Source organism: Demequina aestuarii (assembly GCF_000975095.1).
Classification (GTDB): Bacteria; Actinomycetota; Actinomycetes; order Actinomycetales; family Demequinaceae; genus Demequina; species Demequina aestuarii.
The window spans coordinates 97,726-113,354 of record NZ_BBRD01000001.1; the positions used below are offsets into that span (position 1 = coordinate 97,726).

Consider the following 15,629-nt stretch of genomic DNA (forward strand, 5'->3'; position numbering starts at 1 on the left):
GTCAGTTCTCCTCGTCGCGCAGCGAGCGCCCGGTCATCGTCAGGAACACGTCGTCCAGCGTGGGACGGCGTACCGCGACGCCCTCCACGTCGTGCGATGCTCCGAGCTCACGCAGCAGCTTGGGCAGCGCCGATGCGCCGTCCGGAACGGTCAGGCGAACCTCGTCTCCGTCCACTTCTGCGGGAAGGTCGCCCAGGATCGCGGTGGCCGCGCGCGCCAAGGCGCGCGCCGCATCGGCGCTCGTCGAGGTGAGCAGCACCTGGTCGCCCCCCACAGACCGCTTGAGCTCCTCGGCCGTTCCCTTGCCGACGATCTCCCCGTGATCGATCACCAGCAGGCGGTCGCTCAGCGCGTCGGCCTCGTCCATGTAGTGAGTGGTGATGAATACGGTCGTATGGAAGTCATCGCGCACGCGGCGGATGTGGTCCCACAGGTTCGCGCGCGACTGTGGGTCCAGGCCTGTCGAAGGCTCGTCGAGAAACACGATGCGCGGTTCGTGGATCAACCCCATCGCGATGTCCAGGCGGCGCCGCTGTCCGCCCGACAGCGTGCCGCACTTGCGCTCCCAGATACCGTCCAGGTCGAGACCGCTCAGCAGCGCCTTGCCGCGATCGGCGGCGACCTTGCGGTCAATGCCGTACAGCCGGGCCTGGTCCACGAGCTCCTCACCCGCGACCGCGCTGGGATCGGTGGTGCCCATCTGGGCGACGTACCCGATCGAGCGTCGCACGCTCACCGGGTCCTTGGCGAGGTCGTGGCCGTTGACGGTCGCCGTGCCGCCGCTGGGGTTGAGCAGTGTGGTGAGCATGCGCAGAGTGGTGGTCTTGCCAGCTCCGTTGGGGCCCAGGAAGCCCACGATCTCGCCCTCGTCAATCGTGATGTCGACGCCCTTGACTGCCTCCACGGTGCGCGGAGCCTCTTTGCCGCGGCCGCGCACCTTGTACGTCTTGCGCAGGGCGCGCGCCTCGATGACCGGTGCGCTCATGTGGTGGTACCTCCGGGGTTGCGTGGAAAGCCAAGCATCAGGCTAGTGCGAGGGTGCGACAGACCTTCCTACAGTGACGGGGGTAGCGCGAGGGCGCAGAAGGATGTCGCCGCCCGCTCCGCGGCGCCCTCGCCCAGCGCGAGGAAGAGGCTCGGCTCGGTGAGCTCCAGCTCGAGCACCACGGGACCGGCGTCGGTGGGCAGCAGGTCCACACGCGCATAGGCAAGATCGGGCAGGGTGGCGACGATGCGGTCGGCGAGCATGCGCTCGGCCGCGGTGGCGTCGGTGCCCACGACCTTCTCGTCCGCGTAGAGCCCCGTCGACCAGGACATGCCCTTCGACAGGATGGCCGCCTTGCGCGCGGCGTGAGAGAACTCGCCTCCCACGTAGATCAGCGCCGTCTCGCCAGCGGTGTCCACCGCGCTCAGGTACGGCTGGATCATCGCGGTGCGCCCATCCGCGTGCAGGGCATCGAGGTGCGCCGATGCGCTGGCCGGGTCGTCGCGGAACATCTTCGCGCCGCTCGACCCGGCGCCCACCGAGGGCTTGACGACGACGTGGGCCTCCAGGGCGCGCGCATCGGCCGCCTGCCCGGGCTCGACGAAGACCGTCGGAACGGTCGCGAAGCCCTGCGCCGCGAGATCGTCGAGGTAGCGCTTGTCGGTGTTCCAGCGAATGGTCTCGACCGGGTTCATCAGGCGTGACACCTGGCTCACCCGCTCGGCCCACGCGAGGAAGTGCTCAAGGTGCTCGGTGTAGTTCCAGGTCGAGCGCAGCAGCGTCAGGTCGAATCGGGACCAGTCGACGCCCGGATCGTCCCATGCCACGAGCTCGGCCTCCGGCATGAGCGGAAGCAGCAGCTCTTCGTCGGCGTCGGGCACGGGCATCTCGACGGTGGTCACGATGGCGATCCGGGGGCTCATGGATCGAGGCTATCGACTCTGGCGCAATGTCCCTCGCATAGGTCATGCAAGACTCGCCCCAACCGATCGGCTGTGAGGAACGTGGTCACGGTATGAGGGAAAGTCAGACACGCACATGAGGCGATGGCAACGGGAGCTGGACGGGCTCGTCCAGTCGCGTCACCACGTCCTGCTGGCGTATGCGCAGCTGCTGACGGGGCAGCGAGCGAACGCTGAAGACCTCGTGCAAGAGGCGCTCGTCGCGACCTACAGCTCGGGGCGACACCTGCCTGGCACCGAGGCCGCCGAAGCCTACGTGCGCCGAGCCATCGCGTCGCGTTTCATCGACGAGAAGCGCCGGTCCGTCCGACAGCGCCGACTCGCCACCGACCTGCAGGTCGTCACCGGCAGCGAGATCGCCGGGCCCGAACAGGACGTGGTGCTGCGTACGGACCTCGCCCGTGCCCTTCAGGAGTTGTCCCCGCGCGAGCGTGCGTGCGTGGTGCTCAGGTACCTCGAGCGTCTCTCGACCGCGGAGACGGCGCACGCCCTCGGAATCGCAGAAGGCACGGTGAAGCGCTACGTCTCCGACGGCGTGAAGCGGCTCAACGAACTGCTGGGGACGGAGGCCGATCCCCGACGGGAGATGCCGGCCGTTCCGGTAGAGGGAAGGCACAGCCATGGCGGATGATCTCTTCTCGATGTTCGATGCGGCCCTGCAGGCCGAAGCGGCGGCCGCGTCGCACGCTGACCGTGACCGCGCAGCGGCGACAGCGGTCAGGTCGGTGCGCACGCGCCGTCGGCACCGGGCGGTGGCCGTGGGAGCGGTCGCGCTCGTCGCCGTGCCCGCGCTCGCGATCGCCGGTTACTCCTTGACAGCGGTCGACGGAGCCGAGCCGGCGGTCACGCCAAGTCCTTCCACCACCGCTGTGCAGACGCCGAAGCCTTCCCCTACGCCGACCACTCCCGTTCCCGATGCGTCACGCGCGGCCGAGCCAGAGACGTGGTCCGACGTGCCCGAGGCCGACAGGCCCCCCTATCTCACCGATCAACACCCCGGGGAGCCGCGAGCGCGGGCCATGGAGGCGTGGGTCTGGCAGTACGTGGACGAGGAATGGACACTCGAGACACACCAGGTCGGTGAGCCCCTGTACGACCTCGAAGCGCAGTCATTGCTCTTGAGTGCGCCTGACGGCACGATCATGCGTCTCTTCCCCTTGCGCCTGGACTACGGCATCTACGTGGGGCATTGGGACCCCGCGCGGCGCATCGCGTGGCTGGAGCGTCATGAGGGGGGCGATGGCTTCGAAGTCGTGCAGATGGACCTGCAGGATGGCTCACTGGCGTCGAACTGGGCTGGAGCGGACATCCCGCAGCGTCTGCGTACGGACGACGGCATGGGCTCCGTCCGCCGGGTCGGCGACGCACCAAGTGGTGCCGAGGTGTGGGCGCGAATCTCGTACTTCGCGCCGCCTTACGTGGTCATGTTCCGTGACCAGAACGGCGGCTTCATCGAGAGTCTCGCGTTCGCATGGCTCGAGCGCCAGTGGGCCGACGGCTGGGGTGACCGGACGGGCGAACGGCTGGCGGAATCGTGGATCGCGGACGATTTCTCGGTCGCGGTGTACGAGGTGCTTGACGTGGACTGGAGCGAAGACGAGGGTCGGACCCTCGGTGACTCTCGGTGGCTATGGCACGACATCGATGCCAACACAGTCACCGAGGTGACGCCCCAGTTGCCTGACGATCAGGCCTGCTGGGCACCGCGAGGTCCGAGCGGCGAGGAGATCGCGCCCATGGTCGGCGCCCGTGTCGTCGCCGAGTGCGACGACGGCAACTACCTCATCGACCCCAGGGGCGAACGCGCGCCCGAGAGTTACTCGGGCTGAGGGGCGGCTCCGTTCGTCGTGAGTGCGCCCGTCTCGACCCACCGTGCGTGGGAGCGGTACATCACGCCGTTGCGGCGCAGATCTGCGCTGTCCTGAACGTCGCACCAGTCCGCCATCGCCTCGAGTCGCTCGGGCAGCGCGGCGAGCACCGCGGCGGTCGTCACGGGTGTGCCGTCGACGGCCCCGTACGCGTCGAGGAACACCGCGAGCCGCCGCCGCTGCTGGTCGTGGGAGAACTCGGAGCGCCCCCACGAGTCCCCGTCGGGGACCGCATCGGCCGTATGCGGAGTGAGCGGCACGTAGCGGTACGCGGTATAGGCCAGGTCCCACACTCGCGGCCCCGGGAAGCACAGGTCGAAGTCGATGGCACCCACCCAGCTGCCATCGCGGAACACGTGGTTGTAGGGCGCGAAGTCGGCGTGGCAGATCACCTCCTGCGGCTCTCGAGCCGGCTGCCACCATACGTCCGTGGGCGTGCGTTCAAAGCTGACCGTCGCATCGTGCCACGCGCGGAGGGCCGATGCGGCTGCCGCCAGCACGGTCTCGTCCCACAGCCACTCGGGAAGGTCGTGGACCACGTCGCCGGGGATGAAGTCGAGGACCTCGCGGCCGGTCTCGTCGAAGCCGTGCACGCGCGGCACCCAGGTGACGCCCTGCGCGCGCACGTGAGCGAGCAGCCGGTGGATGGTGGCGGCTTGGGGGCCAGCCATGCGGTGCACTCGATCGCCGATGCGTACAACGGGGCCGCTCATATTGCCGCCCGCGAGCACCTCAGTGGAGTCGTCCATGAGAGTGACGGTACCGGTGCCTCATCGAAGAACGATCCGGGCCCGGCGCCCCAGGGGAGGGAGGAGGGGCGCCGAACCCCGGACGTGTAGCGGCGCAGGCGGCCTAGTCCCCGGATGGCCGCCTGCGCCACGTCGATGTCGGCAGCTTCTCCAGCTACCTGACGACACCTCCGAGACTATGGCGGGTGCGATGGGCCGTCCGAGGACCAAGGTCCCAGTCGCGCCAGATGGCTCCCGCGAAAGTCGTTCCCAACCGCGAGGACACCGAGTTCGTTCTACGCACGTACCGAGAAGAAGAGGGGGTCACACGATGCCGCGTTGGGAGCCGATGCTCGATGAGCTCATGGCGCAGCGCTATCGCCATCTGGTGGCGTATGCGCGCATGCTCACGGGCGACACGGCGAAGGCCGAGGACCTGGTGCAGGATGCGCTCATCGCGACGTTCGGACGATTGCGCACATTCCCCTCGCTCATCGCGGCCGAGACCTACACCCGTCGGGTGATCTCGTCACGCTTCATCGACGGAACTCGCCGCCGGGCCGCCGAGCGCAGGGCTGTGCAGCGGGTGGGAGCTCATGAGTCCGATCCAGCGGCGGGACCGGAACTGCTGGCCGAGCACAAGACGGACGTCGAACGCGCACTCGACCTGCTCACGCCCCGTGAGCGAGCGTGCGTGGTGTTGCGATACCTGGAACATCACTCCGCCGAGGAGACGGCGGCGGAGCTCGGCATCGCGGTCGGCTCCGTCAAGCGCTACGTGCATGACGGCATCAAGAAGTTGAACACGGCACTGGGCACGGACAGCGACGCAGGCGCGCCGTTCGCCCCGGTGGAGGCGAGGTGACGGTGATGGACGAGCTGCAGAGAATGCTGGTGAGCGAGCGGGAGGCGGTGCGTGCGTCGCTGCCCTCCACGGGGCCCGAGCTCGTGGCCCGGGTGCGGAGGTCCGCTCGGCGGCGCCGTCAGGTGCGAGCTCTCGCGACGGGGGCGGCAGCCGTGCTGGCGATCGGTGCGATCGGCGTGGGTGCATACGGCCTCACGACCACGAACCGCGCTGAGCCTGCGCTGCCCAATCTCTCGTCGTCGCCCGAGTCGAGTGTGCCGTACAACCCGTCACCAGAGCCTTCGATCTCTCCTTCGCCCATGACGCCGACCGAGCCGTCCGCGGACCCGCGCTTCGACGACAGCCCCGACGGGATCGCGGACGATGCCTACCCGGCGCTCGCCGCCGACCGCGGCGCGATCGTGCCGGGGGACGCCGATCGCGAGGCCACGATGTACCCGCGCGCCCATGTGATGGAGGACTGGGTGTGGGAAGCGGTGGGCGAGGGGTGGGCTCTCGACGTGGTGTCAGTGACGTGGAACATCGGTCACTTCGAGAATCCGCTGCCACCGGCCGTGCTGTATCTGGTGAGCCCAGAGGACGTGCACTTCGAACTGCGCGAGCTCCCCGAGCGGATGTGGGCGAGCCCTCGCGTCACGTCGTGGCGCGAGCAGCAGGGCACGGCGTCGATGTGGTGGCGCAACGTCGATGGCGACGAGCACACCGGTCGAGGGGCGGTGGTCGATCTTCGCACTGGTGACGTCGACGACCTGGTGATGGCGGTGTACGGCGAGACCGCGCACGACTACAGCTTCGTGATGTCGAATGCTGCCGGTGACGAACTGTGGCGCGCTGAGTCGGATGCGGGGTTCAAGTATTACCGATGGCGCGATGGTGCGGATGACGACGGCTGGGTGGCGACCGCCCTCGTCGACCAGGAGCCGACCGCCGATGACTTCGTCGAGGATCCGAAGTTCGTGGGCTTCACGACGACGGCCGACGGCAATCGGGTGCTGCTGCAGCGCGCTGTCGACTCCGCGGCCGGCGAGGCGTCCCGCGATGGAAAGAGCTTCCTTGTGTACGACCTCGATGCCGATCACATCTCCGAGACGGTCGTCCGCGAGCTCGGACGTGATGCCTCGGTGTACTCAGCGGCCTTCGAGGGTGCCGACACCGTCATGGTGGGGATCGGCTATCGCGAGGAGACTGGCAAGCGCGGCTTCCAGGCACGAATCACGCTTGGCGGGTCGGGGGCACTGAGCCGTGTCGACGACGACGAGCCGTGGGCAGGGCATCCGGCCGACGCCGCCCGCTACGACCTGTACTTCGGCAAGCCAGCACCGCAAGGCGCCAACGGTGAAGCGTGCGGATGCTAATCGTGGCGAGGTCGGCGGCCACGATGGGGGTTCCTCGCATCGGCCCTGGCACCGTTGGTCTGGCCTGGCGCGCCTGCCATAGAGTCGGGCGCATGCCTACCACCGCCATCGCGTCCGCCGAGGTCATCGTCACCTCGCCGGGACGCAACTTCGTCACCCTGCAGATCACCACGGACGACGGTGTGGTCGGCCTGGGGGACGCCACTCTGAATGGCCGCGAACTCGCCGTCGCGGTGTACCTCGCGGACCATGTGATCCCGCTGCTCAAGGGCCGCGACGCCATGGACATCGAGGACACCTGGCAGTACCTCTATCGCGGCGCGTACTGGCGACGCGGCCCGGTCACGATGGCCGCGATCGCCGCCGTCGACATGGCGCTGTGGGACATCAAGGCCAAGGTCGCGGAATTGCCGCTCTACCAACTTCTCGGCGGGCGCTCGCGGATGGGCGCACTCGCCTACGCTCACGCCTCCGGCCGCGACACGGAAGAGCTGTTCGACTCGATCCGCGAGCACCTCGACCTGGGCTACCGCGCGATCAGGGTCCAGACCGGAGTACCCGGCCTGGACAGCGTGTACGGCGTGGCCGCATCGGCCGGCGATGGCGACGGTGCCGAGGACGGTGACCGCTACGACTATGAGCCCGCACGCCGTGGCGCCGGGGGTCGCGCGCGGCCGGTCGAGGAGACGTGGGACACCCGTGCCTACCTGCGCCACGTGCCCAGCGTGTTCGAGGCCGTGCGCTCCGAGTTCGGTGCCGAGCTGCCGCTTCTGCACGACGCGCACCACCGGCTCACGCCGCGCGAGGCCGCTCAGCTGGGACGCTCGCTCGAGCCGTACGACCTGTTCTGGCTCGAGGACTGCACCCCCGCCGAGGACCCCACCGCCCTGCGCTACGTGCGCGACCACACCACCGTGCCGCTGGCCATCGGCGAGGTGTTCAATTCGGTGCACGACTACCAGACGCTCATCACCGAGCGCTTGGTGGACTACGTGCGCTCTGCGGTCACTCACACGGGAGGCATCACCCACCTCAAGAAGCTGGCGGACTTTGCGTCGATCTACGGCATCAAGACGGGGTTCCACGGCCCGACGGACGTGTCGCCCGTGGGCCAGGCCGCACACCTGCACCTGGACCTGGCGCTTCACAACTTCGGCATCCAGGAGCACATGCGCCACTCAGAAGCGACGCTCGAGGTGTTCCGCACCTCGTTCCGCTTCGAGGACGGCCGCCTGCACCCCGGCGAGAGAATCGGTCTGGGCGTCGAGATCGACCGCGACGCCGCGCGCGAGCACGCCTATGACCCTGCCTACCTACCGATCAATCGCCTCGCGGATGGGACTGTCCATGACTGGTAGCCACCGACGTCGTCGACGTGACGCCGCAGCCGTCGCCCTCATCGCCGTCACGGCGATGGTGCTGGCCGCGTGCCAGTCATCCGATCCCGACCCCGCCACGACGCCACCTCCGTCGGCGCCCGCCACCGAGTCCCCGGCCCCCTCCCCGTCGCCGTCGCCGTCGGAGGCCACGTGGCCTCCGACCGAGCTCGACGCGCTGACCCCGGCCGATCCGGTGGACGAGGGCGAGCCCACCGCCTACGCGGCGCCGGAGTGGCTCTGGGACTGGGTCGACGACTCATGGTCGACGGCGATCTACTCGACGCTGGAGTTCACTCACCCTGAGGGGAAGAGCCCGGGCTTCGAAGGAGTCCAGTGGCTCTATCTGCTCGCGCCCGACGGCGCCGCATTCCGGATCGCGGACCTGGGGGACGCGGCCAACGCGACGATCGTCGACTGGGATCCGGGCCACCGCAAGGCATGGCTGCGCCTGCAGGGCTTCTCTGAGGAGCGGGACGTGGCCGAGGTCGACCTGCTCACGGGAGCGGTGGACACGGATGACTTCACTGATGGCGCCGGACCGCGTCACTCGGTGGAGGACGAGAGCCTTGCTCTCGACTTCCTGCCCCGCGCGGTCGCGCCGGACGGCACGCGGCTGTGGGTGGACATCGACCCCCTCCTCGGCGCGACGAGTGGAGTGGCCTGGTACTCACCCGTCACGGGCGAATGGGAGTCGAGCGCGGTGAACGAGACGTTGTTCGACATCGCGGCTGCGCGCTACGCCCGCGGCACTGATGGCGCGGTCTCTCCCGGCTACGTGGCGGGCTCGGCCTGGGTATCGATCGCGGACGAACGCGCTCTCGTCATGGTCCCCCATGAGGGTGGTCAGGGGACGATCGCGCGCACTCACATCGTGATTGCCCACGACTTGGGTGATGACTCGTTCACACGGACTGTCTTCGCGGCGCTCGACGCGACGTCGAGCTGCCGTCCTTTGGGGCCCAACGGCGACTCAATCCTTGTGGAATGCTCGAGCGTCGATGGCACCCGCTGGGAAGTCGAACCCGCCGCTGGCAGTGTTGCTGAGGTGTCGGAGGACGTCGTCTCGGACGGGGGAACCGACCTCGGCAGCTACACGGAGGACGTGAAAGCTCAGGGCACCCGACCGCCGAATGTCGACGACTGGACGGACCTCATGCCAGCGCCACAGGTGCCCTGACGAACTGCCCTGACCGCCGCATCGGGCGTTGAGTGGCTCAGAGGTTCGGCGGGATCGGCGGTTGCTCGACCCACTCGTCAGCGTCCTTGAGGGCGGGCGAGTGGGCGTCGGGAGCATCCGGCCGGTCGGTGCCTCGCCTGATTACCGGTGACGCGAGCAGCGCGATGCCCACCATCGCCGTCGCGGACCCGGCCGCCAGATACAGCCCGGCATGCGCGCCCACGTTGTCGACGAGGTAGCCCGCGATCCACGCGCCGAAGGCGACGCCCACGCCCATGCCGATCCGCAGCCACGACATGCCCTCGGTGATCTGGTCGCGCTTGACCACGCGCTGCACGATGGTGTCGGCATTGGTCAGCGTGGGTGCGATCGCGGCGCCAGCCACGAAGCCGATCAGCGCGAACATCACCATGCTGGTGGACAGCGTCAGCAGTCCGAAACCGATGGCGAGAGCGACGGTGCCCCACACGGTGCGCTTCCACAGGGCCAGCTTCCAGTGACGCGACCCGTACAGGATGCCGCCCACGAACGACCCGGCGGACACGATGCCCAGCAGGACTCCCGAGAGGGTCTTGTGACCCTGCTCCTCCGCGAAGCCGACGGTGGAGATGTCGAACGCCCCGAACATGGTTCCGAGTCCGAGCGTGATGAACGCCGCCCCGATGACGGCGCCGGGAAGCCCCAGCCCCAGCCCTCGGCCGCCGGTCCGGCCCCGCGCCGGCGGCTCGGTGGCGCGCTGCGAGAGCAGGATTGTGAGGCCGACCACGGTGCCGACCGCCGACACGACCAGACCGGCTGGCGCCCATAGGGTGGTCGCCAGGATCGTCGCGAGAGCCGGACCGGTGATGAACAGCACCTCGTCGAGCACGCCCTCGAGCGCGAACGCCGTGTGGATGTCCTCGTCGGTCTCCAAGATGTTGGACCACCGGGCGCGCGTCAACGACCCGAGCGGGCCGGACAACGACGCCACGATGACGGCGATCCACAGGATCCACTCCGCGCCGTTGTTCATCGCGGTCCAGATCCCCAGCGTGACGCCGATGATGTGCAGCCCGAGCAGCGGCAGCATCACCGCGCGCTGGCCGAGCCGGTCGACCAGCCTGGACGTGGGCACCGTCTGCAGGGCCCACACGACGATGCCGATCGCGGCGACGCGGCCGGCCATCTCGTAGCTGTCGTATTGGATCTGCACCATCAGGATGAACGAGATGTTGAACATCGAGATGGGCAGGCGCGACAGCAGGCCCGCGAAGGCGAACGCCTTCGCGCCTGGGTGTTGAAGGATGGTGCGATACGGGGCGAGCACCCCCATATGCTCTCACCGCGCGGGGGGTCAGGTGGACGGGCGTGGTTCCCCGTCGTCCTCGGTGGCCGTGTCGTCGAGCGTCGCGTCGCCGAGCATTCCGGGCCCGTGCGGGTCCGAGGTCGTCGAGGGCGGCGGCAGCGCGCTCCGGCGATGCGTGCGCCGGTCCTGAATGATCAGCGCGGCGGCGCCGCCCACCACGAGGATGAAGGCGAGCACGACCCCGCCCCACTTCAGCAGTGGGCCCCAATCGAACTGGTCGTCAGCGCCTGCGACGATGCGGATGTCCTGGCCGCTCGCGAGATCCGTCAGGCCCAGGGTGACCGAGTTGCCCTCGATCTCCCCGGCGGTGGCCTCTTCGACGAGCCCAGGGAACGTATAGGTGATCGCGACCTCGACGCTCGACTCGAGCAGCCCCAACTGCGACTCGGAGACGCCGAGCGAGTCCAGGTCCACGCCCTCGGGGGACATCATCTCGACGATGAACTGGCCATCGGTCTCGGTGAGGGTGGCGGCGCCACCGATGCCGGAGGCCGTCTGCTCGGCAGCGGCGTTGAACTCCTCGAGCGGCAGGTCCGTGAGGGTGAGCTCCACACCAGCGAGCTCACCGTCGTCGTACGGCTCGACGAGCACCTGGCCCGGGTACTCCTCTTCGAGTGCCGCGAGCTCAGGAGAGCTGTCCAGGTCCTCGAACAGCGCGCCGATGTCCATGCCCGCCTGGTCGCCGATCTGCGCCGCGACGTCATCGGAGAACGCCACGACGGAGTGCTGAGAGAACGTGCCGTCGGCCCCGATCGTGGTGTCGACGGTGGTGCGCACGCACCCCGTGAGGGCGAGCGCCGCGATCGCGGCGGCTCCCGACCAACGCAGCACCGTGGTCACGGCCGGTGCGCCTCCCCGTCGGTCTCGTCGTCGGCCTGCGGTGCGTCGTCTGCCTGGACTGCGTCGTCGGTGGACGACGCGTCAGCGGCGTCACCGGGAGCGGCGTCCGTCGTCTCGGGGACGGCCGATGCGGTGGCGGGGTCGGCAGGGTCCGTGGGGTCTGCGGCGGGCGTGGGTGCGACCACCGGAGGAGCGTCGATGGGGTCGCCGGCCGGCGCATCGGTGCCGGGCTCGAACGATGCCTCGGGGGAGGAGACCTGAGACTCATCGACCGACTTGCGTCGGCTCGACACGATCAGCACACTGGCGACGCCTGCGCCGATCCCCACGAGGGCGGCGATCACGAGGATCAGCCACAGGGGGAAGCCGCCGTCGGCGCTTGCGGAGCCGCGGGCCTGGAGCTCTCCGCTCTGCTCGAGCAGGTCCCACGTCACCGTGGTGCCGTCGAGCTCGCCGTTGTGGTCCGACACCGTGCCGGGGAACGTCACGGACATGGTGGCGGAGGCGGTCTCGGGCAGCTCCTCGCCGCCAGTCTGATCCGTGAGGTCGTCAGCGGTGCCGGAGACCACGTAGTCGTCGCCGTCGCGGAAGATGCGCAGACCGTCGCCGGCCGCGTCGAACTCCTCCAGGGGGAGGCCCGAGAAGGTGGTCTGGGTGCCGACGAAGTCGGGGCTGCCGTCGCCGTTCTCATCCTCGGACTCGTAGCGCTCCGTGGTGCCGCCGGGAATGGTCTCCTCGCCACCCAGCAGGTCGTCGAGGCTCTCCTCCCCAGCGATCTCCAGCAGTTCCTGGGACATGGCGAAGATGAAGTCGCCGCTGGCGGTGTCGTCCTCGTCGAGGGTGACGTTCATCTCGACTCGGACGCATCCGGTGAGGGCGAGCGTGGACACGACGGCGAGCGCAAGCCCGCGGGTGAGGGTTCTCATGGCGACCACTGTCCCACAGGGCCCAGTCGCGGGTCTAGGCGCCCCCGCCCGGCGGGCGGTAGTCCAAGGAGGGGCCGTTGGCGCGGTGCACGAACGTGTGGAACTCCTCGATGCTCATGGGGCTCGGCGGGAGCTCGCCCGCGGGGCCGTCGGCGCGCAGGCCGTCGAGGACGATCGCGAGGTGCCGGCGCAGCATCGCGCGCTCGAGCTCGGTCGGACGTCCCACGAGGCTGGCCAGCGCGAAGGCGGTGACGGCCAGGTCTGCAGGCGCGACGCCGGCGCGCAGCGCGCCCTCCTCCTCTGCGGCCCTGATCACTCTCTCGACTACGACGGCGGCGGCGTTGGCCGGTGAGTAGGAGGGATCGATCTCGTGCATGAGGCGCATGACGGTCCGCACCGCCGGCACGTCGGCGATGGCGAGAGTGACGGCCTCGAGCCGCATGCAGAGCTCGCCCCACGCCGAGTCTGCGGACGTGTCCTGCATGAAGACCGCACCCACCTGCGTGAGCGCACGGTCGTACGCCGCACGGATGAGGTCCTCGTGGGTCGCGAAGTGGCGGTAGGCGGTTCCAACGCCGAGCCCCGACCGCAGCGCCGTCTCGCGGACCGAAAGGTCGGGTCCCCGATCGGCAAGGATGTCGAAGGCGGCGACCAGGAGACGCTCGTGGTTCTCGACTGCGTCGCGGCGCTTCATGCGAGTCATGGGGGGGAGTGTATGCCCGGGTCACGCCCGGGGGCGGAGCCGGAGGGCCTGTCCTCGCGCGTACGATTCCGTTATGCCCGTCGATGCCCTGGTCGCCATTCTCGGTGGCCTTCGGGACGTCGCTCTCGCATTGACTGCAGGAGGCTTGATCGCACTCGCCGTCATGCTGCCGGCGGGTCATGCCGCTGCTGGTCGCGCGGCCGCCGTGGCGCGCTGGTCCTCCACGGCCTGGGCCGCATCCGCGCTCGCGTACGTCTTCGCGGCCTACGCGCGGATCCGCAACGAGGACGTCGCGCCGGAGCGGTTCGTCGAAGAGGTGTGGTCGTTCGTCACCACCATCGACCTGGGACAGGCCTACCTGCACATGGCGCTCGCGGCGATCGTCGTGTCCGTGCTCGCAGCAGTCGTCCGCAGTCCGCAGGCATCGGCGTGGACGCTGGTGCCCATGGTGTGGGCGCTGGGGTGGCAGGCGCAGACCGGCCACGCCGCGGGCGCCGCCGACCACCACCTTGCGGTGAGCGCGATGTTCCTGCACCTCGCCGCGTCGGCGGTGTGGCTCGGGGTGATCGCAGTCCTGTTCCTGATGCGCCGCCCGCTGGGCAGTGACGCGAAGGCCGCCGTCCAGCGGGGGTCCCGGATCGCGCTGTGGGCTGCGGTGGCGATCATTGTCTCCGGCATCGCGAACGCCTGGGTCCGCCTGGGCTCGCCGACCGACCTCGTCACGACCACCTATGGCCGCCTGCTCGTTCTCAAGGTGGTCCTGATGTCGGTCGCGGTCGCGCTCGCGGCGTGGCACCGCAGGGCGAGCCTGCCGCGCCTGTCCGAGCGCGACGTGCGGGAACGCTTCTGGCGCGTGATGGCCGTCGACGTGGGCGCGCTCGTCGCGGTGGTCGGCGTCGCAGTGGTGCTGTCGGGGAGCGCCCCTCCCGTGCCGATCGAGGCCCTCGAGGATCCCACCCCGGCGTACTCCCTCACCGGCTACGCGCTGCCGCCGGCACCGTCGGCCCTGAACTGGTTGGCGCTGTGGAGGCTCGAGATCCTCACCGCGTTCGCAGTGGGGACGGCGGCCGTGGTCTACCTGCGGTGGGCCGTGCGTCTGAGCCGTCGCGGCGATCGCTGGCCCTGGTATCGCACGTTCTCCTTCCTGTCTGGTCTCGCGGTGCTCGCGTGGATCACGCAGGGCGCGCCCACCATCTACGGCATGGTCACCTTCTCCGGCCACATGGTGGAGCACATGCTGCTCGTGATGGTGGCCCCGATCCCACTCGCGCTCGGCGCCCCCGTGACCCTTGCCCTCCGGGCGCTGCCCGCGCGCACGGACCGCTCGCGCGGGCCCCGCGAATGGCTGCGCGGCATCGTCGACTCCCGCCTGCTGCGCGTGCTGTCCCACCCCGTTGTCGCCGCCGTGAACTTCGCGGGTTCGCTCGTGGTCTTCTACTACACCCCGCTGTTCGAGTTCGCACTGAGCAACCACGTGGGGCACCTGTGGATGATCGTCCACTTCACCCTCGCCGGCTACCTGTTCGCCAACGCCCTGGTGGGCATCGACCCGGTGCCCAAGCGCCCGTCGTACCCGATGCGGATCGTCCTGCTCTTCGCGACCATGGCCTTCCACGCCTTCTTCGGGGTCGCACTGATGAGCTCCACGGTGCTGCTGGCGCCGCGGTGGTTCGGGCTGATGGGCCGCGACTGGGGGCCCGATGCGATCACCGATCAGCAGTACGGCGGTCAGATCGCGTGGGGCATCGGCGAGCTGCCCGTGGTGCTGCTCGCCATCGGTGTGATCCTGGGTTGGCGAATGGCCGACACGCGCGAGGCGCGACGCAAGGACCGGCAGGCCGATCGTGATGACGACGCCGAGCTGCGCGCCTACAACGCCATGCTGGCGGAGACCGCCAGGCGCGATCGCGACGCCTGAGGTTATCCACAGATTTTGTCCACAGGCATGTGAACATCGAGTGAACGACGCGTAGATCCGGTGGATAACGCTGTGGGGAAGAGGTGGACGAAAAAAAGTCCCCCGGAGCGGTTGCAGCGCAGTGGAGAGGCGAGTACGACTAGTCCCATCGGAACTTCGGTTCCACCGCCTCGGGAGGTCGCGAGATCGCCTCGGGGGCTGGCGCTCCAGGTGCGCGGCTCGGGTCAACCGGGCCAAAGCCCCTGGTAAGTCATCAATCGGTGGGCTGAGGTGACGGATGCGTCGGACAACGTCGGTCCACGTCGACGGGGCCACCTTCGGGTGGTCTCCGAGAACTGTGGGTGACGGCACAGGGGCCTGGCGGCCCGATGCATCGACCGAGAGGTCATCGCCTTGCGAGGCGGTGTTGCCGCATCGTCAATCGCGGCCGTCACGACTGAGGAGTTATCCCCAGTTCGTGAAAACTCTCCGGTCATGGCAAGGCCCCCCGAACGCTTACTTCGGGGGGCCTTCGCCTTGCCGGGACCGCGAGCGGTCCTGATGTCCACGGTAGGCGAGCCGCGCTTCAGCACTGCGGC

General features: G+C 69.2%; 14 protein-coding genes. 7 read left to right on the plus strand and 7 right to left on the minus strand.

Going from position 1 to position 15,629, the window contains the following annotated elements; translation table 11 throughout:
* Position 1: 1 nt before the first annotated feature.
* Together AOP72_RS00425 and AOP72_RS00430 are read right to left on the minus strand one after the other, a co-directional pair.
* Positions 2-985 carry an ATP-binding cassette domain-containing protein gene (locus AOP72_RS00425; RefSeq protein ID WP_062130864.1) on the minus strand — a complete coding sequence of 328 codons (984 nt, stop codon included), beginning with the start codon at positions 983-985 and terminating at the stop codon, positions 2-4.
* Positions 986-1,053: 68 nt separating this feature from the next.
* Complete coding sequence (locus AOP72_RS00430; RefSeq protein WP_062130867.1) at positions 1,054-1,908, minus strand: ATP-grasp domain-containing protein; 855 nt, start codon at positions 1,906-1,908, stop codon at positions 1,054-1,056.
* 115 nt (positions 1,909-2,023) lie between these two features.
* Here AOP72_RS00430 and AOP72_RS00435 point away from each other — a divergent pair, with 115 nt between their 5' ends.
* Together AOP72_RS00435 and AOP72_RS00440 are read left to right on the plus strand one after the other, a co-directional pair.
* Positions 2,024-2,578, plus strand: coding sequence for an RNA polymerase sigma factor (locus tag AOP72_RS00435; RefSeq protein WP_062130870.1), 555 nt, complete (start codon positions 2,024-2,026; stop codon positions 2,576-2,578).
* Positions 2,568-3,776 (plus strand): hypothetical protein, encoded by a 1,209-nt coding sequence (locus tag AOP72_RS00440; protein WP_062130873.1) that lies wholly within the window; start codon positions 2,568-2,570, stop codon positions 3,774-3,776. The genes AOP72_RS00435 and AOP72_RS00440 overlap by 11 nt, the downstream gene beginning before the upstream one ends.
* On the opposite strand, the gene AOP72_RS00445 is transcribed toward AOP72_RS00440, so the two are convergent.
* Complete coding sequence (locus AOP72_RS00445; protein ID WP_062130876.1) at positions 3,764-4,564, minus strand: phosphotransferase; 801 nt, start codon at positions 4,562-4,564, stop codon at positions 3,764-3,766. The genes AOP72_RS00440 and AOP72_RS00445 overlap by 13 nt on opposite strands.
* A 310-nt stretch (positions 4,565-4,874) precedes the next feature.
* Between AOP72_RS00445 and AOP72_RS13490 the strand changes: the two genes are divergently transcribed.
* From AOP72_RS13490 to AOP72_RS00465, 4 genes are all read left to right on the plus strand, one after another.
* Positions 4,875-5,408, plus strand: coding sequence for an RNA polymerase sigma factor (locus tag AOP72_RS13490; protein WP_193746326.1), 534 nt, complete (start codon positions 4,875-4,877; stop codon positions 5,406-5,408).
* A gap of 5 nt (positions 5,409-5,413) precedes the next feature.
* Positions 5,414-6,763, plus strand: a complete 1,350-nt coding sequence (locus AOP72_RS00455; protein WP_152650190.1) for a hypothetical protein — start codon at positions 5,414-5,416, stop codon at positions 6,761-6,763.
* 92 nt (positions 6,764-6,855) lie between these two features.
* Positions 6,856-8,121: a D-mannonate dehydratase ManD gene (manD, locus tag AOP72_RS00460; protein ID WP_062130887.1), complete on the plus strand. Its 1,266-nt coding sequence runs from the start codon at positions 6,856-6,858 to the stop codon at positions 8,119-8,121.
* Positions 8,111-9,319 (plus strand): hypothetical protein, encoded by a 1,209-nt coding sequence (locus AOP72_RS00465; RefSeq protein ID WP_152650191.1) that lies wholly within the window; start codon positions 8,111-8,113, stop codon positions 9,317-9,319. The genes manD and AOP72_RS00465 overlap by 11 nt, the downstream gene beginning before the upstream one ends.
* A 37-nt stretch (positions 9,320-9,356) precedes the next feature.
* Here AOP72_RS00465 and AOP72_RS00470 read toward each other — a convergent pair whose 3' ends face one another.
* The 4 genes from AOP72_RS00470 to AOP72_RS00485 are packed head-to-tail and all read right to left on the minus strand — an operon-like array spanning position 9,357 to position 13,133.
* Positions 9,357-10,625 carry an MFS transporter gene (locus AOP72_RS00470; RefSeq protein WP_193746327.1) on the minus strand — a complete coding sequence of 423 codons (1,269 nt, stop codon included), beginning with the start codon at positions 10,623-10,625 and terminating at the stop codon, positions 9,357-9,359.
* 27 nt (positions 10,626-10,652) lie between these two features.
* The gene (locus AOP72_RS00475) at positions 10,653-11,504 is read right to left on the minus strand and encodes an LppM family (lipo)protein (RefSeq protein ID WP_062130897.1); all 852 of its coding nucleotides are present in this window, start codon (positions 11,502-11,504) and stop codon (positions 10,653-10,655) included.
* The gene (locus AOP72_RS00480; protein WP_152650192.1) at positions 11,501-12,430 is read right to left on the minus strand and encodes an LppM family (lipo)protein; all 930 of its coding nucleotides are present in this window, start codon (positions 12,428-12,430) and stop codon (positions 11,501-11,503) included. The genes AOP72_RS00475 and AOP72_RS00480 overlap by 4 nt, the downstream gene beginning before the upstream one ends.
* Before the next feature lie 34 nt (positions 12,431-12,464).
* Positions 12,465-13,133 carry a TetR/AcrR family transcriptional regulator gene (locus AOP72_RS00485; protein WP_084631056.1) on the minus strand — a complete coding sequence of 223 codons (669 nt, stop codon included), beginning with the start codon at positions 13,131-13,133 and terminating at the stop codon, positions 12,465-12,467.
* Between the two features lie 73 nt (positions 13,134-13,206).
* On the opposite strand from AOP72_RS00485, the gene AOP72_RS00490 reads away from it, so the two are divergent.
* Positions 13,207-15,051, plus strand: coding sequence for a bifunctional copper resistance protein CopD/cytochrome c oxidase assembly protein (locus tag AOP72_RS00490; protein WP_062130907.1), 1,845 nt, complete (start codon positions 13,207-13,209; stop codon positions 15,049-15,051).
* Positions 15,052-15,629: the final 578 nt, after the last annotated feature.